The organism is Oceanobacter kriegii DSM 6294 (assembly GCF_000422845.1).
In the GTDB taxonomy this organism is placed as follows: Bacteria; Pseudomonadota; Gammaproteobacteria; order Pseudomonadales; family Oceanobacteraceae; genus Oceanobacter; species Oceanobacter kriegii.
This window is the reverse complement of record NZ_AUGV01000007.1, coordinates 1-16,362: the sequence shown is the minus strand read 5'-3', so window position 1 is coordinate 16,362 and position 16,362 is coordinate 1. Positions and strand designations below refer to the sequence as shown.

At 54.0% G+C, this 16,362-nt stretch carries 17 protein-coding genes and 1 tRNA gene; 9 read left to right on the top strand and 9 right to left on the bottom strand.

Features of this window, described 5'->3' with window-relative positions; all coding sequences use genetic code 11:
* Positions 1-34: 34 nt before the first annotated feature.
* A complete protein-coding gene (gene cspD / locus G516_RS21155) occupies positions 35-301 on the bottom strand; it encodes a cold shock domain-containing protein CspD (RefSeq protein ID WP_036534771.1) in 267 nt (88 codons plus the stop codon).
* A 128-nt stretch (positions 302-429) separates the two neighbouring features.
* Here cspD and clpS point away from each other — a divergent pair, with 128 nt between their 5' ends.
* Both clpS and clpA read left to right on the top strand, forming a co-directional pair.
* The gene (clpS, locus tag G516_RS0105400; RefSeq protein ID WP_245582618.1) at positions 430-813 is read left to right on the top strand and encodes an ATP-dependent Clp protease adapter ClpS; all 384 of its coding nucleotides are present in this window, start codon (positions 430-432) and stop codon (positions 811-813) included.
* An 11-nt stretch (positions 814-824) separates the two neighbouring features.
* Positions 825-3,092, top strand: coding sequence for an ATP-dependent Clp protease ATP-binding subunit ClpA (gene clpA / locus G516_RS0105395; RefSeq protein ID WP_028292800.1), 2,268 nt, complete (start codon positions 825-827; stop codon positions 3,090-3,092).
* A 260-nt stretch (positions 3,093-3,352) separates the two neighbouring features.
* Here clpA and infA read toward each other — a convergent pair whose 3' ends face one another.
* The 3 genes from infA to aat form a co-directional block, all read right to left on the bottom strand.
* On the bottom strand, positions 3,353-3,571 hold the full coding sequence (gene infA, locus G516_RS0105390) for a translation initiation factor IF-1 (RefSeq protein WP_028292799.1): 219 nt from the start codon (positions 3,569-3,571) through the stop codon (positions 3,353-3,355).
* 66 nt (positions 3,572-3,637) lie between these two features.
* Entirely contained in the window at positions 3,638-4,339 is a 702-nt protein-coding gene (locus G516_RS0105385) for an arginyltransferase (RefSeq protein WP_028292798.1), read from the bottom strand.
* Entirely contained in the window at positions 4,336-5,058 is a 723-nt protein-coding gene (gene aat, locus G516_RS21150; protein ID WP_036534766.1) for a leucyl/phenylalanyl-tRNA--protein transferase, read from the bottom strand. Before aat ends, G516_RS0105385 begins: the two co-directional genes overlap by 4 nt.
* 33 nt (positions 5,059-5,091) lie before the next feature.
* Here aat and G516_RS25230 point away from each other — a divergent pair, with 33 nt between their 5' ends.
* The 6 genes from G516_RS25230 to cysG all read left to right on the top strand — a co-directional run bounded on the left by G516_RS25230 (position 5,092) and on the right by cysG (position 13,265).
* Positions 5,092-8,007: a DNA translocase FtsK gene (locus tag G516_RS25230; protein ID WP_051218971.1), complete on the top strand. Its 2,916-nt coding sequence runs from the start codon at positions 5,092-5,094 to the stop codon at positions 8,005-8,007.
* Between the two features lie 91 nt (positions 8,008-8,098).
* Complete coding sequence (gene lolA / locus G516_RS0105370; RefSeq protein ID WP_051218970.1) at positions 8,099-8,761, top strand: outer membrane lipoprotein chaperone LolA; 663 nt, start codon at positions 8,099-8,101, stop codon at positions 8,759-8,761.
* A gap of 4 nt (positions 8,762-8,765) precedes the next feature.
* The gene (locus tag G516_RS21140) at positions 8,766-10,136 is read left to right on the top strand and encodes a replication-associated recombination protein A (RefSeq protein WP_051218969.1); all 1,371 of its coding nucleotides are present in this window, start codon (positions 8,766-8,768) and stop codon (positions 10,134-10,136) included.
* A 3-nt stretch (positions 10,137-10,139) separates the two neighbouring features.
* Entirely contained in the window at positions 10,140-10,526 is a 387-nt protein-coding gene (gene crcB / locus G516_RS0105360; protein WP_028292796.1) for a fluoride efflux transporter CrcB, read from the top strand.
* 58 nt (positions 10,527-10,584) lie between these two features.
* Positions 10,585-11,868 carry a serine--tRNA ligase gene (gene serS / locus G516_RS0105355; protein WP_028292795.1) on the top strand — a complete coding sequence of 428 codons (1,284 nt, stop codon included), beginning with the start codon at positions 10,585-10,587 and terminating at the stop codon, positions 11,866-11,868.
* A complete protein-coding gene (gene cysG, locus G516_RS0105350) occupies positions 11,865-13,265 on the top strand; it encodes a siroheme synthase CysG (protein WP_028292794.1) in 1,401 nt (466 codons plus the stop codon). The genes serS and cysG overlap by 4 nt, the downstream gene beginning before the upstream one ends.
* Before the next feature lie 162 nt (positions 13,266-13,427).
* Here cysG and G516_RS0105345 read toward each other — a convergent pair whose 3' ends face one another.
* The 5 genes from G516_RS0105345 to tusD are packed head-to-tail and all read right to left on the bottom strand — an operon-like array spanning position 13,428 to position 15,802.
* On the bottom strand, positions 13,428-14,456 hold the full coding sequence (locus G516_RS0105345) for a glycosyl transferase family protein (RefSeq protein WP_051218968.1): 1,029 nt from the start codon (positions 14,454-14,456) through the stop codon (positions 13,428-13,430).
* Positions 14,453-14,776 carry a TusE/DsrC/DsvC family sulfur relay protein gene (locus G516_RS0105340; RefSeq protein WP_028292792.1) on the bottom strand — a complete coding sequence of 108 codons (324 nt, stop codon included), beginning with the start codon at positions 14,774-14,776 and terminating at the stop codon, positions 14,453-14,455. Before G516_RS0105340 ends, G516_RS0105345 begins: the two co-directional genes overlap by 4 nt.
* Before the next feature lie 5 nt (positions 14,777-14,781).
* Positions 14,782-15,057: a DsrH/TusB family sulfur metabolism protein gene (locus G516_RS0105335; RefSeq protein WP_028292791.1), complete on the bottom strand. Its 276-nt coding sequence runs from the start codon at positions 15,055-15,057 to the stop codon at positions 14,782-14,784.
* Position 15,058: 1 nt separating this feature from the next.
* Positions 15,059-15,403, bottom strand: a complete 345-nt coding sequence (locus G516_RS0105330; protein WP_084644885.1) for a DsrE family protein — start codon at positions 15,401-15,403, stop codon at positions 15,059-15,061.
* A gap of 9 nt (positions 15,404-15,412) precedes the next feature.
* Positions 15,413-15,802, bottom strand: coding sequence for a sulfurtransferase complex subunit TusD (tusD, locus tag G516_RS0105325; RefSeq protein WP_036534760.1), 390 nt, complete (start codon positions 15,800-15,802; stop codon positions 15,413-15,415).
* 162 nt (positions 15,803-15,964) lie between these two features.
* Here tusD and G516_RS0105320 point away from each other — a divergent pair.
* Positions 15,965-16,055: transfer RNA gene (locus G516_RS0105320), tRNA-Ser, on the top strand.
* The last annotated feature ends 307 nt before the right edge of the window (positions 16,056-16,362 follow it).

The window sequence follows — 16,362 nt, the reverse complement described above, 5'->3', positions numbered from 1 at the left end:
CCCGTTTTGTTGAATCACGAAAAACCGCTAAAAATCAGTAAGCGGCTTTCGATTCTTCACTCATGATTTCAGCTTCGGCTGATGCACTGCCAGCATCGTCCAGTGCGCGAATATTGATCGCGTGCAGGCCTTTATCGCTGGGTTTGGTTTCAAACTGAACGGCCTGTCCGGCCTTGAGGGTGCGGTATCCGTCCATTTGAATAGTGGAGTAGTGGGCAAACAGATCTTCTTCGCTGTCGTCAGCCAGAATGAACCCGTAACCCTTGGCATTGTTGAACCATTTCACCTTGCCGGTCTTCATTGCGACACCTCCTCATCCGTGATTCCACACTTGGGGCAATGATTTACTGTGCACAATACACTAAAGGTGGGTTTTGCACGCGTCAAGCAACTAGAGCCTTGCATGCTGCAAAGGTATGATTTGGTCACATGTTTTTCTCAAATAGCGCTATGTACCTCACAACTGAAACTCAACTAGACTCGATAAAGAGCCAACAGACAGGCGACGATGCCGACGGCAATGTGGCAGTTCAAAATGCCGACCCTCAGCTGAAGCGTCCTGCCATGTACAGCGTGATCATGATGAATGACGACTACACTCCTATGGAGTTTGTCGTTGAAGTGCTGCAACGGTTTTTCTCGAAAAGCCCGGAGCAGGCCACACAGATCATGTTGGCGGTTCACACCAAGGGCAGCGCGGTTTGTGCGATATACACCAAGGATGTCGCGGAAACTAAAGCTGAACTGGTGAATCAATATGCAAGAGATTGCCAGCATCCATTGCTGTGCGAGATAGCACCCGCAGAAGACTAGGGGGACAGTTAATGCTGAACAAAGAGCTCGAGCTTACTCTCAATGAGGCGTTCAAGGATGCTCGTTCCAAACGTCACGAGTTTATGACGGTGGAACACCTGTTGTTGGCGCTGCTTGATAACGAAGCAGCCGCAGCAGTGCTGGGCGCCTGTGGAGCCGACGTGCCCCGCTTGCGAAAAGAGCTGACCGATTTCGTGGACGCCACCACACCTTTGATCCCGGAATCAGATGACGACCGTGAAACCCAGCCAACCCTTGGCTTCCAGCGTGTTTTGCAGCGCGCCGTATTCCACGTTCAATCGTCCGGCAAAGCTGAAGTGACTGGCGCCAATGTGCTGGTCGCCATTTTCAGTGAACAGGAGAGTCAGGCTGTTTATTTCCTGAAGCAGCAGAACATCGCTCGCATCGACGTTGTAAATTACATTTCCCACGGCATTTCCAAAGTGGCTGGTCAGGAAGGCGATACCAATTCCGGCCCAGCCCCAGAGCAAACGGATGAAGATGGTGAAAGCGCCTCTGCCAATGCGTTGGAAGGTTATGCCACCAACCTGAACAAGTCGGCCAAAGACGGCAAGATTGATCCTCTGATCGGCCGTGAGCACGAAGTCAGTCGTCTGATTCAAATTTTGTCTCGTCGCCGCAAGAACAACCCATTGTTGGTGGGCGATTCCGGTGTTGGCAAAACCGCCATTGTTGAAGGTCTTGCCAAGCGCATCGTTGATGGTGAAGTGCCAGAAGTGATCCAAAACGCGGTGGTTTACAGCCTCGACATGGGCGCACTGCTGGCGGGCACCAAATACCGCGGTGATTTCGAGAAGCGCCTGAAGTCCTTGCTGGCCGAGCTGAAACGCCAGCCACACGGCATTCTGTTCATTGATGAGATCCACACCATCATTGGTGCAGGCGCAGCCTCTGGCGGCGTTATGGACGCCAGCAACTTGCTAAAACCAATGCTTAGCTCCGGTGAGATCCGCTGTATCGGCTCCACCACCTTCACGGAATTCCGTGGCATCTTCGAAAAAGACAGCGCTCTGACCCGTCGCTTCCAGAAAATCGACGTCGCTGCGCCTTCAGTAGAAGACACTTACAAGATTCTGAAAGGCTTGAAGAGCAAGTTTGAAGAGCACCACAACATCAAATACACCGACAAGGCGCTGAAAGCGGCATCCGAGTTGTCTGATCGTTACATCACCGATCGCAACTTGCCGGACAAAGCCATCGACGTGATTGATGAAGTGGGCGCCCTGCAACAGCTGCTGCCGGTCAGCAAGCGCAAAAAGCAGATCAATGTGTCTGAGATTGAGCAGGTGGTTGCTGCTATTGCACGCATTCCACCAAAGAGCGTCTCTGCCGACGACAAAGAACTGTTGTTCAAGCTGGAAGACAAGCTGGGCATGGTGGTATTTGGTCAGGACGAAGCCATTCAGACCCTGTCTACCGCCATCAAGATGTCCCGCGCGGGCTTGAGTGCGCCACAGAAGCCGATTGGCTCCTTCCTGTTTGCTGGCCCTACGGGTGTCGGTAAAACAGAGGTATCCAAGCAGCTGGCCAATGTGATGGGCATGGAAATGATTCGTTTCGACATGTCCGAATACATGGAGCGCCATACGGTTTCCCGTCTGATCGGTGCACCTCCGGGTTATGTTGGTTACGACCAGGGTGGCCTGCTGACCGAAGCGGTAAACAAGACGCCACATTGCGTACTGCTGCTGGACGAAATCGAAAAAGCGCACCCGGAAGTGTTCAACATCCTGTTGCAGGTGATGGACCACGGCACGCTGACCGACAACAACGGTCGCAAAACCGACTTCCGCAATGTCATTCTGATCATGACAACCAACGCAGGGGCAGAACAGATGAGCCGCGCCAGCATTGGCTTTACTCATCAGGATCACACCCTTGACGGCGCCGAAGAGTTGAAAAAATTCTTCACACCGGAATTCCGCAACCGTCTGGATGCGGTGGTGCAGTTCTCTGCCCTGGGGCGCGATACCATTCTGCATGTGGTAGACAAGTTCATTGCTGAACTGCAAGGCCAGCTGGATGAAAAACGCGTCACGCTGCACGTGGATGATGATGCTCGCCAGTGGCTGGCCCACAACGGCTACGACGAGAAGATGGGTGCCCGCCCAATGGGGCGTCTGGTTCAGGAGAAAATCAAAAAGCCATTGGCTGAAAAGATTCTCTTCGGCGAGCTGACCAACGGTGGAGACATCAACATTCAGGTCGACGGTGACGAACTGGTGATTGCCGTGCCGGAAGAACTGGCAGAAGCCTGAGTACGTTACTGAGTAATCATTGCTCCATAAAAACGCCCGGCACTGGCAACAGTGTCGGGCGTTTTGGTTTTCGCTACCGCCATGCCTGTACAGCCAGAATTGCAATACTTAGTTGTGAATACTTGAGCAGGGAAAAAGCAAGCAGAGAAGGGCTGCAGAGAAGAGGAAGAGGAAGAGCAAGCGCAAGAGGAAAGAGACGAGCAGAAGCGAGTAGAAGAAAAAATCGGAAATAAAAAAGGCCTCTTTCGAGGCCTTTTTTATTATCTGGCGCGGTAGGTGATTCTACCTTTGCTCAGGTCGTAGGGAGTCAACTCAACCTTAACCTTGTCGCCAGTCAGAATTCGGATGTAATTTTTACGCATTTTACCAGAGATATGCGCAGTCACTACGTGGCCGTTTTCCAGTTTTACACGGAACATAGTGTTCGGAAGGGTGTCGATAACCTCGCCTTCCATTTCAATGTGGTCGTCTTTCGCCATTCATCACCTGTATGGATATTGATCAAAGCGGGCGCATTCTGCCTGAATTTGAACAGATAATCAAAATTATCTGGTCTCAAATGGCTGCCATTGATCATTTTTGAATATATGCAGCGGTCTATATCGGGATTTGTATTCCATTTTTCGGCTTCCCTCGACCCAATATCCCAAATAATGCCAGGGCAAACCCATCAATTGGCAAATCTGGGTGATTTTCAGAATCATGAAAGACCCCGGAGACAAGGTTTCATAGTCGGGATCGAAGAAGCAATAGACCGAAGACAAACCATCAAGGAACAAATCGAACACTAGGCAGGCGCGAAACTCGCCGTTTTCGCGCGCCACTAAAAATCGGTGGTTGTCATGGCCGTCAACCAGGAATTCCTTGTACTGATCATACGAAGGCGGATACATGGAGCCGTCCGCGTGACGCTGGCTGATGTAATTGGCGTAGTCTGAATACAATGCCGCAGAGGGCATTTCGACGGATAGCGTCCAGTGCCTCGCATTTCTCAATGTGCGTTTATACGACTTTTTCAATTTGAATTGCCGTACCGGAATGCGCACCGGCTGACAGGCGTTACAACCTTCGCAGTCGGGCCGATAAATTAATTTGCCGCTGCGGCGAAAGCCATTCAGGTTCAGCTGGGTTAACAGTTCAATGGCCGGTTCCAATCGAGGGTCGACGTACAGGCTGTGACTTTGTCGGTCTGAAAAATAACCACAGGCGTGAGACTGCTCTGGCTTTAACAGCGTTATTTTGGTCATGCCGCTCGCTCCGCAGCCCAAGGGTTGGGCAGTAGGCTGGGCAGAGGAGATACTGGTGGCAGCTGTGTCGCAATCGCCAGTCGCTGCTCAAAGTCTTCGCGTTGCAATTCCACCAATCCAAAACGTGCAAGATGCTCCGTGCGCATTTGGCAGTCGATCATTTCAATGCCTGAGTCAAACAGCAGGCCAGCGGCAATGGCAAACGCCTGTTTGGAAGCCCCCGACACCAAAGAAAACATCGATTCGCCAAAGTAAGCCCGGCCAATCAAAATGCCGTAAAACCCGCCGACCAGTGAGCCATGCTCATCCCAGCACTCTACGCTTAATCCCATGCCAGCTTTGGCCATGGCTGTGTAGCTGGCAATCATTTCAGGTTGAATCCAGGTGCCGCCTTCATCGGCATGAGTCGAAGCACACAGGGTCATTACACGCTCAAAGGCATGATTGGCAGTGAATGTCAGTCGGGTTTTCTTCAGCTCTTTGCGTATCGAACGCGAAACATGAAAGTGATCCGGCAAAATGACCGCACGTGGGGCAGGGGTCCACCACAAACGCGGGGAATCTTCGTCATGCCAGGGGAACACACCATGACGATAGGCCTCGTATAGCCAGGCAGGCGAGATACCGCCACCCGCCGCCAGCAACCCGTCCGGTTCTGTGAGGGCCTTGGCAGTTGGTGGAAAATACGGGCGTTGGTTTTCGTCCAGCCAGTCAATCATGATGCAACCGTGATAAACTCAAATCTTCAAAGAATGACGCAGGGTATTGATTTGTCAAAGGATACACCGGAGCTATCAGAATCTCTCGAAGCTTCCTCAGAAAAATCTGAAATCTCCTGGAGTCGCCGGCAGGACGCCTGGTTTGTGGTCCTTGCTATCGTCTGTCTGTTGCTGTTTATGGCTCTTGGCAGTTACACCCCGGGCGACGACGGTTGGTCCAGTGTTGGCAGCCGCTCGTCTCATAATTCTGTTGGTGTTGTTGGCGCCACGATTGCCGATCTTTTATTTCACGGCTTGGGCTATCTGGCCTATGCCTTCCCAACCCTGATTCTAGCCAAAATAGCCCTGATGTTTCGCCGTCGCTCGGCCAATACCGCCAGCATCTGGTTCTTGCGCGTATTCGGCTTTGTGATGACTCTGGCCAGCCTGTGCAGTTTGGCCCACGTCAGTATTTGGTCGGGCGAGGAGCTGCCCGTAGGTTCCGGTGGTGCACTGGGCCTCAGTGTTTTTCAATCCTTGTTGCCTCTGTTCGGCTTTGCCGGTGCCATTGCCATTCTGGTTGGCGTACTGGCGATTGGTTTGATGTTGTTTTTAGAGTTTTCCTGGTTGCTGCTGTTCGAACGAATTGGCGGTGGTTTGCTGATGATGATGGGTTTTGTGAAGCACAAAATCGCCCAAGCGCGTGACGCCAAGGCCGAGAAAGGTCCGGGCGATGCTGTTCAGAATGAGGCTCCCGCTGATAATCACACAGATGTCCATGAGCAGCCGCAGGACTCGTTCGATTCGGTCGTCAACAACAAGGGCGACGATGAGAACGACATCAAGATCGACGCCGTTGATGATCATCTTATCGAAAGCGTCTCAACTCCTGCTGGCGGCAAAGGCTTGCTGGCTCGTCTGCTGGGTAAAAACCGGAAAACGTCTGAATCTGTATTGGATAGCGATGGCGACGACGCTGCCACCGATGAGCGCGCATCCATCGCACCTGCACACAAGCGTACTGAGCCTGCTTTCAACATAGACGAACTGGACAACGACTTCGGGCTTCTGCCAAAGCCAGAGCATCGCGTGGCTGCTGAGCCAGCTCCAGTTCATACCCCGGCAAGTGCAAAAGCCAAGGTGCCAGAAGTGCCAGAAACACCCGCTCAGAGCACGATGTCCACCGAGCCTCTGGAGCGTCCGGTTCAGCAGGTTGCTGTAAACGACACTCAGGCCGACGAAGACGATATTCCATGGCTGACTGACGAAGAGCCATCAGCGATTAAACCAACACCTTCTGCTTCACAAGCAGAATCTGCACCTGCACCCGTAGCAGCTGCTTCAGCCAAATCCAGCGAGCAGCCCGCTGCTCAAGCCCCAAGTGATCCGGCAATTCCAATTACGCCATTGGAAAAGCGGGACACGGGCATCAGCGAGCGCGCCAAGCAAGACATGCAGGGCAAACTGTTTCAGCAGAAAACCCCGCTGCCATCGATTGCCGTTCTGGACCCGCCAAAAGAAGGGCAGAAGAGCGGTTTTTCCCCGGAACGATTGCAAGAAATGTCGAAGCTGCTGGTGCAAAAGCTGGCTGACTTCGGTGTCAAAATTGAAGTCACGGCCGTTGCCCCCGGCCCGGTAATTACCCGCTTCGAGATTCAGCCTGCTGCTGGTGTAAAAGCCAGCAAGATCACCAATTTGGCCAAAGACCTGGCGCGTTCCATGGCGATGATCAGTGTGCGGGTCGTGGAAGTGATTCCGGGCAAATCGGTCATGGGCATTGAGGTGCCGAACGAAAACCGCGCCATTGTGTCGTTTTCAGAAGTGCTGTCGTCCAATGAATTCGACAAATCCAAGTCACCGCTGACGCTGGCGCTTGGTCATGATATTGGCGGCAATTCCATCGTCGCCGACCTGGCCAAGATGCCGCACTTGCTGGTAGCCGGTACCACAGGTTCTGGTAAATCGGTGGGTATCAACGCCATGATTCTGAGCATGCTGTTCAAGGCCACGCCAGAAGAGCTACGGATGATCATGGTCGACCCGAAAATGCTGGAGCTGTCGGTTTATGAGGGTATCCCGCACTTGCTGACGCCGGTAATCACGGACATGAAAGAAGCCGCCAATGGCTTGCGCTGGTCGGTCGCTGAAATGGAACGCCGCTACCAGCTGATGGCATCGCTGGGTGTGCGTAATCTGGCGGGTTACAACAAGAAAGTGAAAGAAGCGATTGAGGCGGGCGAACCCATTATCGACCCGCTGTGGGACATCACCGTGTCCTACGACACCACACCACGAACGCTGGAGCCGTTGCCGTACATTGTGATCGTAATCGACGAATTTGCCGACATGATGATGATGGTGGGCAAAAAGGTCGAAGAGCTGATCGCACGTATTGCCCAAAAAGCGCGAGCGGCCGGCATTCACATGATTTTGGCCACACAGCGTCCATCGGTGGACGTGATCACTGGCCTGATCAAGGCCAACGTTCCAACGCGTATTGCGTTTCAGGTGTCGTCTCGTATCGACTCCCGAACCATTCTTGACCAAGGCGGGGCTGAACAGCTGTTAGGCCATGGTGATATGCTGTTTATGCCGCCGGGCATTGCCTTGCCCGAGCGTGTACACGGCGCCTTTGTGGACGATGACGAGGTACACCGGGTCGTCGCCGAATGGAAATTGCGCGGTGAGCCGAACTATCTGGAAGAAATTGTCCAGACCAGCGAAGAGCGCATGGCGGGAGAGGGCGGTGCTGCCAGCGGTGGTGACGAACAGGATGAACTGTTTGACCAGGCAGTGGCGTTCGTTACTGAATCCGGCAAGTGCTCGACCTCGTCAGTGCAGCGCAAGTTGCGTATTGGCTACAACCGTGCGGCCCGATTGGTCGAGGCAATGGAAGCCGCAGGTGTCGTTTCGCCACCGGCGCACAACGGCAGCCGCGAGGTGTTGGCGCCACCGCCACCATCGGCTTGATATCCGGACAGTCAGCTTGACTGATCCGGTTAGGGAATTTTCTGGAAATCAGGACGCCCAAAGGAAACGCGTCCAAAGGAATTTGTTCTATATGTTGTCATCCCTTAAAAACACCCTGTGTGCAGCACTGATCGCCACCTCCAGCGTGCTGCTGTCTGTTAGTCCGGTGCAGGCCGCTGAGCCCAGCTCCGCTCTGGAAGGTTTTATCGAACGCCTGTCCGGCACCCGCAACCTGTCGGCTGACTTCACCCAGATTATTCGCGATGCCAGCGGTAACGAACTGCAAAGCGTCGAAGGGCAGGTTGCATTCGCCACGCCGGAAAAGCTGCGCTGGAAAACCCTGCCTCCTTACGAGCAACTCATCGTTTCTGATGGCAAGGTCGTTTGGGTATTCGACGCCGACCTGGAACAAGTGACCATTCGCAATCTGGAAATGAAGGTACAAGAAACCCCGGCGCTGTTGCTGAGTGGCCGTGCCAGCGATGTATCGGATAACTTTGATGTCGAACGTCTGTCCAGAGATGGCCTGATGGTGTATCGCCTGACACCGAAAGATCCGAGCCAGTTGTTCGCCGCCATTGAATTTGGCTACAAGGATCAAACACTGGAAGCCATGCGCATCGCTGACGCTACCGGTCAGGTGACTGACATTACGCTCAGCAATGTTGAGCGCAATACCAACCTCGACCCAATGGCCTTCGTCTTCGATGTGCCAGAAGGCGCCGATGTGATCGACGCTCGCAGCGGATACTGATCCAATGAACGATCTGTTTGGCGATGCCTCTGGCGGCTATGAACCTTTGGCATCACGAATGCGGCCCAGTAACCTTGATGAATACATCGGCCAGCAGCACGTGGTTGGTGAAGGCACGCCGCTGCGTAAATCGCTCGAAGCGGGGCAGTTGCATTCGTTAATTTTCTGGGGGCCGCCGGGGGTTGGTAAAACCACTCTGTCGAAGTTGATTGCCAGCTATGTCGATGCCCGGTTTGTTACCCTCAGCGCCGTCATGGCGGGTATCAAGGATATTCGCGAGGCGGTCGATCAGGCCCGGCAGTATCGCGCCACTGGCAAGAAGACGGTGCTGTTTATCGACGAAGTGCACCGTTTCAACAAAACCCAGCAAGACGCCTTCCTGCCACACGTCGAAGATGGCACCGTGATATTCATTGGTGCAACCACAGAGAATCCGTCCTTCGAACTCAACAATGCCTTGTTGTCCCGCGCCCGGGTATACGTTCTTAAAAGTCTGGCCGATGCCGACTTGCAGCAGGTGCTGCAGCGGGCCGAGCAACGCCTGATAGCCGACGGTGATCTGGTCAATCCTTCAAGCCCGGAGGCGTTAGAGCGAATTGCCATGATGGCCGACGGCGACGCTCGCCGGGCACTCAATCAGTTTGAATATGCCATTCAGCTTGCCGCTGGTGAACCTCTAGGCCTCGATCACGTAAACCAGCTGGCAGGTACCACCAGTCGTCGTTTTGATAAAGGCGGCGAGGCGTTTTATGACCAGATTTCAGCACTGCACAAATCGGTACGAGGTTCATCCCCGGACGCAGCGCTGTACTGGCTGGCACGCATGATCGATGGCGGCTGTGATCCGCTTTACATCGCCCGCCGTATCATTGCCATGGCCAGTGAAGACGTTGGCAATGCCGACCCGCGTGCGCTGCCACTCTGTATGGCTGCCTGGGATGCCATCGAGCGGCTTGGACAGCCTGAAGGCGAATTGTGTTTGGCCCAGGCTGTGGCGTACATCGCCTCTGCCCCGAAGAGCAACAAGGTATACGCCGCCTACAAACAAGCGCGTCAGCTGGTAGCGTCCCAGCCCAGCTATGAGGTACCGCTGCATTTACGTAATGCGCCCACCAAGTTGATGAGCCAGCTCGGCTATGGCGAAGAGTACCGTTATGCCCATGACGAACCCGGCGCCTTTGCGGCGGGCGAAAACTACTTCCCGCCAGAGCTGAAAGACCTGCAACTGTATTACCCATCGGATCGCGGTCTGGAAGAAAAAATCGGCCGCAAACTGGACCATTTACAGCAAATGAACCGCAACTCCCCGCAGCAGCGGTATCCTTCCGGGCCTTCTGGCTCCCCCCACACACCCGACTATCACGAAGGAGACTAACCCGTGGCGTTGTTATGGATTGCACTTGGTGGCGCACTGGGCGCTGTCGCTCGTTATCTGACCGCAAGTTCATTGTTCAAAGCCATGGGACAAGCGTTCCCTTATGGCACGCTGGGGGTGAACCTGATAGGCTCCTTCGTGATTGGTATTGCCTATGTGATTCTGGTTCAACAGCAGTGGGGCAGCGAGCACTACAAACAGCTGGCCATGGTTGGATTCCTGGGCGCATTCACTACCTTTTCCACCTTCTCACTGGAAAGTGTTGCACTGATGCAGCAAGAGCGCTGGATGGCGCTCGGCTCTTACGTGCTCGCCAGTGTGGCTGGGTGTTTTGCGGCTACTGGCCTCGGCATCGCCCTTGCGAATGTCCTGACGCGTAGCCAGGGATAATTTCCACCGTTTCAATTTTGTATAAATCAGCCTAACCAGGTACCCGGATCGTAACCCCATGCTTGATATCAAATTTATTCGCGACAACCTCGATGAAGTTACTGCAGCACTGGCCACCAAAGGCTTTGAGTTTGACGCCGCTGCCTTCTCCGAAATGGATGAACGTCGCAAATCCGCCATTACTCGCGCGCAATCCCTGCAAGCCGAGAAGAAAAAGGCATCCAAGCAAATTGGCGCACTGATTGGCCAGGGTATGTCCCCGGAAGACGCCAAGGCACAGGTGATGGGCGGTATCGACTCCGACATTACCAACGCAGAAAACGAAGCGAAGGAATCCGAGCAAGCCTTGCGTGATTTCCTGATGGCCGTTCCAAACATGCCACACGCCGACGTGCCGGCGGGTGCCGATGAAGACGACAACGTTGAAGTCAGCACCTGGGGCGAGCCTGCCAGCTTCGATTTTGAAGTGAAGGATCACGTTGACGTTGGTGAGCCACTGGGCATGAGCTTCGACGCTGGTGCGGCACTGGCTGGCTCCCGCTTTGTCGTGATGACTGGCAAAATTGCCCGTCTGCACCGTGCGCTGGCGCAGTTCATGATCAACACCCACGCCGACGAGCATGGCTACGAAGAAACCTACGTGCCGTACCTGGTGAACCGTGAAGCCCTGCAAGGCACGGGTCAGCTGCCGAAATTCGAAGAAGACCTGTTCAAACTGCCAGAAGCGCAGGGCGAAAAAGACTTCTACCTGATTCCGACCGCTGAAGTACCCGTCACCAACCTGATGGCTGACGGCGTTTATGACGGTGAACTGCCCGTTCGGCGTGTGGCTCACACCCCATGTTTCCGCTCTGAAGCGGGCAGCTATGGTCGTGACACCCGCGGCATGATCCGCCAGCACCAGTTCGACAAGGTAGAATTGGTTCACTTCGTAGAAGCCAGCAAGTCTTCAGAGGCTTTGGAAGAGCTGACCGGCCACGCCGAAGTTATTTTGCAGAAGCTGGGCCTGCCGTACCGCAAGGTCATCCTGTGTGGTGGCGACCTGGGCTTCTCTGCTTCCAAAACCTACGACCTGGAAGTGTGGCTGCCAGCACAGAACAAATACCGCGAGATTTCTTCTTGCTCCAACATGACCGATTACCAGGCTCGTCGTATGCAAGCCCGCTGGCGCAACCCGGAAACCGGTAAGCCAGAGCTGCTGCACACCCTGAACGGTTCTGGTCTGGCGGTTGGCCGTACACTGGTTGCCATTCTGGAAAACTACCAGCAAGCCGATGGCAGCGTAGTAGTACCTGAAGTTCTGCGTCCTTACATGGGCGGCCTTGAGGTATTGAATCCATGATGACATTGCCTTTGGTGCTGAAAGGCGATTTACGTCCTTTTACCATCATCGGTGGTGGCGACGTTGCCAGTCGCAAGGTCCAGACATTGGTAAACGCCGGCGCGAAGGTGCGAGTGATTGCACCTTCCGCCGGTGTCGATATTGCCAAACTGGCCCAACGGGGCGCCATTGATGTAGAGGCACGAGAAGCCACGCCCAACGAACACTTCGAACCTGGCTCCTTTGTGGTACTGGCGACGGACAATTCCGAACTGAACGAAGCACTGGCCGCCCAAGCGCGTAGCCAAAACTGCTTTGTTTGCCGGGTTGATCAGCACGAAGGCAATGATTTTATTTTCCCAGCGGTGATCGATCGATCGCCTATTCTGGTGTCGATTTCCAGCCGCGGTACGTCACCCGCACTTACCCGCCACCTGAAGCAACGCATTGACGCCTTTCTGCCGCAGGAATACCGGCAGCTCGGTGAGCTGGTCGAAACCCTGCGTGCGGACGTTAAAAAACGCTTTGCCGCGCCATTGCGTCCCGCTTTTTGGCGTAAGTTCATGCGCAGCAACGTGCCGGAACTGGTACTGGCACGACAGCCTGACCGCGCCATGCAACTGGCGGAGCGCCTGTTATCCGGCAAGGAAGAGGGCAATGGCGAGGTGTATCTGGTTGGCGCTGGGCCGGGTGATCCGGACTTGCTGACCTTTCGTGCTCTGCGTCTGATTCAGTCTGCCGATATCGTCTTTTACGACCGCCTGGTCGGGCCGGGTGTAATGGCTCTGGTGCCTGAAGATGCAGAACGCATCTACGTCGGTAAGGCCATGGCCGACCACGCCGTACCTCAGGATGAGATTAACCAGCGTTTGGCCGATGAAGCCCGTAAAGGCAAACGGGTGCTGCGCCTGAAAGGGGGCGATCCGTTTATCTTTGGCCGTGGCGGTGAAGAAATTGAACTGCTTGCGCAATACGGCGTGCCATTCCAGGTTGTGCCGGGCATTACTGCTGCCAGTGGCTGTGCCGCTTATGGTGGTATTCCGCTGACACACCGCGACCACGCCCAATCGGTTCGGTTCGTCACCGGCCACTTGCGTAATGGCACGTGCAACCTGCCCTGGAATGAGCTGATTCACCCTCATCAGACGCTGGTGATTTACATGGGCCTGAGCGGCTTGTCGGAAATCTGCAAGCAACTGATGTCCCACGGCATGGACCCGGATACTCCGATTGCACTGGTTGAAAAAGGCACCCTGCCAGACCAGCGCGTTCACACCGGCACCATTGCCACCATGCCCGCCAGTATCGAAGGCAAGGAGATTCATGCTCCAACCCTGACCATTATTGGTAGCGTGGTGAACCTGCACAGCAAACTGGCCTGGCGGCCAGAATTGGTCCGCGACGAAAGCGCTGATTGATTCAGGTCCATACCAAAAATGCCCGCAGATTAGCGGGCATTTTTGTTTGTACGCTTGCGACCTTGTGAGCTGTAGGAGGGAATTTATTCCCGGTGATGGCCCGCAATTCACCCCTGTACTTGGTTTAACTCTGCACTGCAACGCTTGAAGGGGAGAATCAGATCACAGCAGTGACGTATCCCGCTCATTCCAGGCCTTTTCAGCCAAAGCCAAAAACTCATCGAGCTTTTCCGGCTGCTTGGTGATCGACACCAAGGCCAAAGCAGCGGTTCGAATAATTGCCTGAAACGCGTATTCGCTTTGCAGCTCGCCACGCCATTGCTTCACCAGCAATTCCGTATCAATCTGATTTTTCGGCTTGTCGTCGTAATGGCTCTGCTGGTTCGGAATAGTCAGCTCGCCGGATTTACCATCCAGATGGTAGGTGGCTTTAACCGTACGTTCCGGGTTCACCTCGAACTCACCACCTTCACCCTTGATCACCAACATATTGTCACCGTTGATTTCAGCGGCTCCGGCATGGGTAATGGAATAGTTCGGGTGGAAAATACCCTGAACGCTGGCACAGTGGTCAGGGGAAATGGTTTTCAGCAGGGTATTGATCGGTGACCGAACCCCCAGAATGGCCTTCAACGAAAGCCAGCGCTGGAACAACGGATTAATCTGTTCGCACGGCAGATACGCCAGTGACGGCGCGTCCGCCAATTGATCCATCGAGGTAAGCTGCGGCAAGCCCAGTTGCTCAAACACCTCGTGCAGATAAATGCGGCCTTCTGTATGAGCCGTCGTGCCATGAAACAGAATGCGATAACCCATCTGATTCAGCAGTAGAGCGGACAGCAAGCACCAAAACGGCTGACGACGTTTGCCGGCGTAGCTCGGCCAAACCAGATCAAAGTGCACATGCTCAGGCCATACTTCGTTAATCGCCGCTGCAAATCCAGCCAACTCCTCCGGCGTTTCTTCCTTGACTCGCAACAACATCAGGATGGCACCCAGCTGCTCCGGCTCGAAGCGGCCAGCAACCAGTTCTGTCATGGTGAACTTTGCTTCATCAAACGTCATGCTGCGGCTGGCGTTTTTGCCACGAGCCAAAATCCGCACGTACTCGGCCAGCGAGTGTTTACCGGTAATCGGCTTCAGCAAGGTGTCGGAAATAGCAATTTCAGTAACAGACGGTACAGCACTCACAGACAGTTCTCCGGGCGGGGCAATCCGGCAATTCGGGCGCCTAATTTGGCTGGACTGCCGGGGAATAATTTCAACAGATAGATGCTGGACGCCTTCTCAGGGCCCAGATTGGCTTTCAGGTACTTACTTAGCGGCCGCATGGCCGGCGAGAGATCGAACTCCCGGTAAAACGCCTGAAGCTGCTCAATGATTTCCCAGTGTTCTGGGGTTAATTCGATATTGTCCGCCAATGCCAGTTGCTGAGCTACCTCCGGGGTCCAATCGGCAAGATTGACCAAAAAGCCGTCTTTATCGACCGGCGGCAGGGTAGAGTGGGTCATTGGTGTTACTTCCAGGTAATGGTTTTGGTGTGGGACAGCGTAAGCTCGACCCATTGCTGGTCGCTGATGGTATCAAATTCCGCCGACTCCGACGGCGCAACACCACAAGCGTCTGCATCCGATTGCCGAACCAGTAGCTTCGTACCGTCGAACGTCGTCGCCACCAAGGGGGCCATGCATGCTGCGCGACCCAAAAGTAAAACTGCATCCTGATCGTCGATGGACAACGCCAGCTCCGCAAGAATGGCCTCTGACGCGGTTTGTATTTGATGAAGAGTCATATCAAAACCTCAAACAATGCTGACTGGCGACAACAAGATCCCGGGCCGCTTCAGCACTGACCGGAGCAACAAACGCTGGCTTGTTATCTTGCAAACCAAACCGTGCAAGGCTGGTTTCGCAAACGTACAGCTCTTCGCAATCGTACATCGGCAATGCCTTGATAATGCGAGAAGGGGCCTTGCCACCCTCGAACAGGGCTTTCAGGTCTTGCTTGAGCCACAACACCCCGGCACCACTGAACAGCAAGGTCACCGGCAAATCAAACGCGGCCAGCGCCATAGCCAGTTCCAGAGGCTCAGGCTCAGGCGTGGGTGCGGACACAATATGAATAAGAGTAGAAGTCATGACAGGCCCTTAAAACTGCACAACACGGTCGCTTTGGCTGACCGCTTCTGCCATTTCGCCCAAGCCACACAACTCGAATGGCTCAACCACCGTCGCACCATCAAGCTGATAGCGCTCATTTTCTTGCTCATTCACCATTCCGCGACGGATGGCATTGGCAATGCACAACTGAAGAGGAAAACCGTATTCACCAGCACATTGAGCCCAGGCATCAGCAATGCCAGCCTGGCCCTGTGGCGCCTGAATGCGAGTGTTGGCACACAGCACCGCGTCCTGGTAAAAAAACACCCGATTCAGACAATGCCCAGAGCGATAAATCGCGCGAGCAAAATCCATTGCCTGAAGATGAGCATCCGTTTGAAAAGGGGATTGGGTAACTAAAAGCGTGAACGAAGCCATGGAAATCGACGTATTGAAAATATGACCGCCATCTTCCGTAATTCATACCCCATCGGCAAGCCTCAAACACCGCTGTAAATTGTACAAAAACTCACCTAACTATTTGATTTATAAAAAAGTGTTGACGCTCAAAAAAATCTGGGTATAGTACGCAACCAGTTCGGAGAGATGGCTGAGTGGTTGAAAGCACCGGTCTTGAAAACCGGCGTAGGTTAATAGCCTACCTAGGGTTCAAATCCCTATCTCTCCGCCACTATTTATCTAGTAAAATCAGTTACTTAGCTGAGTTTGCTAGTTCCAGACCCTGAAATAGGGAACAATCTGGGAATATGTCTGGGAATACCGGGCACAAAAAAGGCAGCCAATAGGCTGCCTTTTTTCGTTTCTGGGCCTTGCTACAGGCCCAGTACCTTCTCTACGGCGTTTTTAATGTCCGGTCCATCTTGTTCGATCCATTTCCCGTATCGTCTTTCGATCATGGCGCTGGTTGTGTGCCCGACATGGTCAGATATCCAGTTCATTGGAACAAAGCCCAGGGTAAGCATTTGGCTGATAAATGT

Excerpts from the sequence above, each read along its gene's own strand:
- tusD (WP_036534760.1), bottom strand. The coding sequence starts at position 15,802 with ATGGCTTCGTTCACGCTTTTAGTTACCCAATCCCCTTTTCAAACGGAT.
- clpS (WP_245582618.1), top strand. The coding sequence starts at position 430 with ATGTTTTTCTCAAATAGCGCTATGTACCTCACAACTGAAACTCAACTA.
- cspD (WP_036534771.1), bottom strand. The coding sequence starts at position 301 with ATGAAGACCGGCAAGGTGAAATGGTTCAACAATGCCAAGGGTTACGGG.
- serS (WP_028292795.1), top strand. The coding sequence starts at position 10,585 with ATGCTTGATATCAAATTTATTCGCGACAACCTCGATGAAGTTACTGCA.
- G516_RS0105385 (WP_028292798.1), bottom strand. The coding sequence starts at position 4,339 with ATGACCAAAATAACGCTGTTAAAGCCAGAGCAGTCTCACGCCTGTGGT.
- G516_RS25230 (WP_051218971.1), top strand. The coding sequence starts at position 5,092 with ATGACGCAGGGTATTGATTTGTCAAAGGATACACCGGAGCTATCAGAA.
- G516_RS0105340 (WP_028292792.1), bottom strand. The coding sequence starts at position 14,776 with ATGACCCACTCTACCCTGCCGCCGGTCGATAAAGACGGCTTTTTGGTC.
- G516_RS0105335 (WP_028292791.1), bottom strand. The coding sequence starts at position 15,057 with ATGACTCTTCATCAAATACAAACCGCGTCAGAGGCCATTCTTGCGGAG.
- G516_RS21140 (WP_051218969.1), top strand. The coding sequence starts at position 8,766 with ATGAACGATCTGTTTGGCGATGCCTCTGGCGGCTATGAACCTTTGGCA.
- aat (WP_036534766.1), bottom strand. The coding sequence starts at position 5,058 with ATGATTGACTGGCTGGACGAAAACCAACGCCCGTATTTTCCACCAACT.
- G516_RS0105330 (WP_084644885.1), bottom strand. The coding sequence starts at position 15,403 with ATGACTTCTACTCTTATTCATATTGTGTCCGCACCCACGCCTGAGCCT.
- clpA (WP_028292800.1), top strand. The coding sequence starts at position 825 with ATGCTGAACAAAGAGCTCGAGCTTACTCTCAATGAGGCGTTCAAGGAT.
- lolA (WP_051218970.1), top strand. The coding sequence starts at position 8,099 with ATGTTGTCATCCCTTAAAAACACCCTGTGTGCAGCACTGATCGCCACC.
- cysG (WP_028292794.1), top strand. The coding sequence starts at position 11,865 with ATGATGACATTGCCTTTGGTGCTGAAAGGCGATTTACGTCCTTTTACC.
- infA (WP_028292799.1), bottom strand. The coding sequence starts at position 3,571 with ATGGCGAAAGACGACCACATTGAAATGGAAGGCGAGGTTATCGACACC.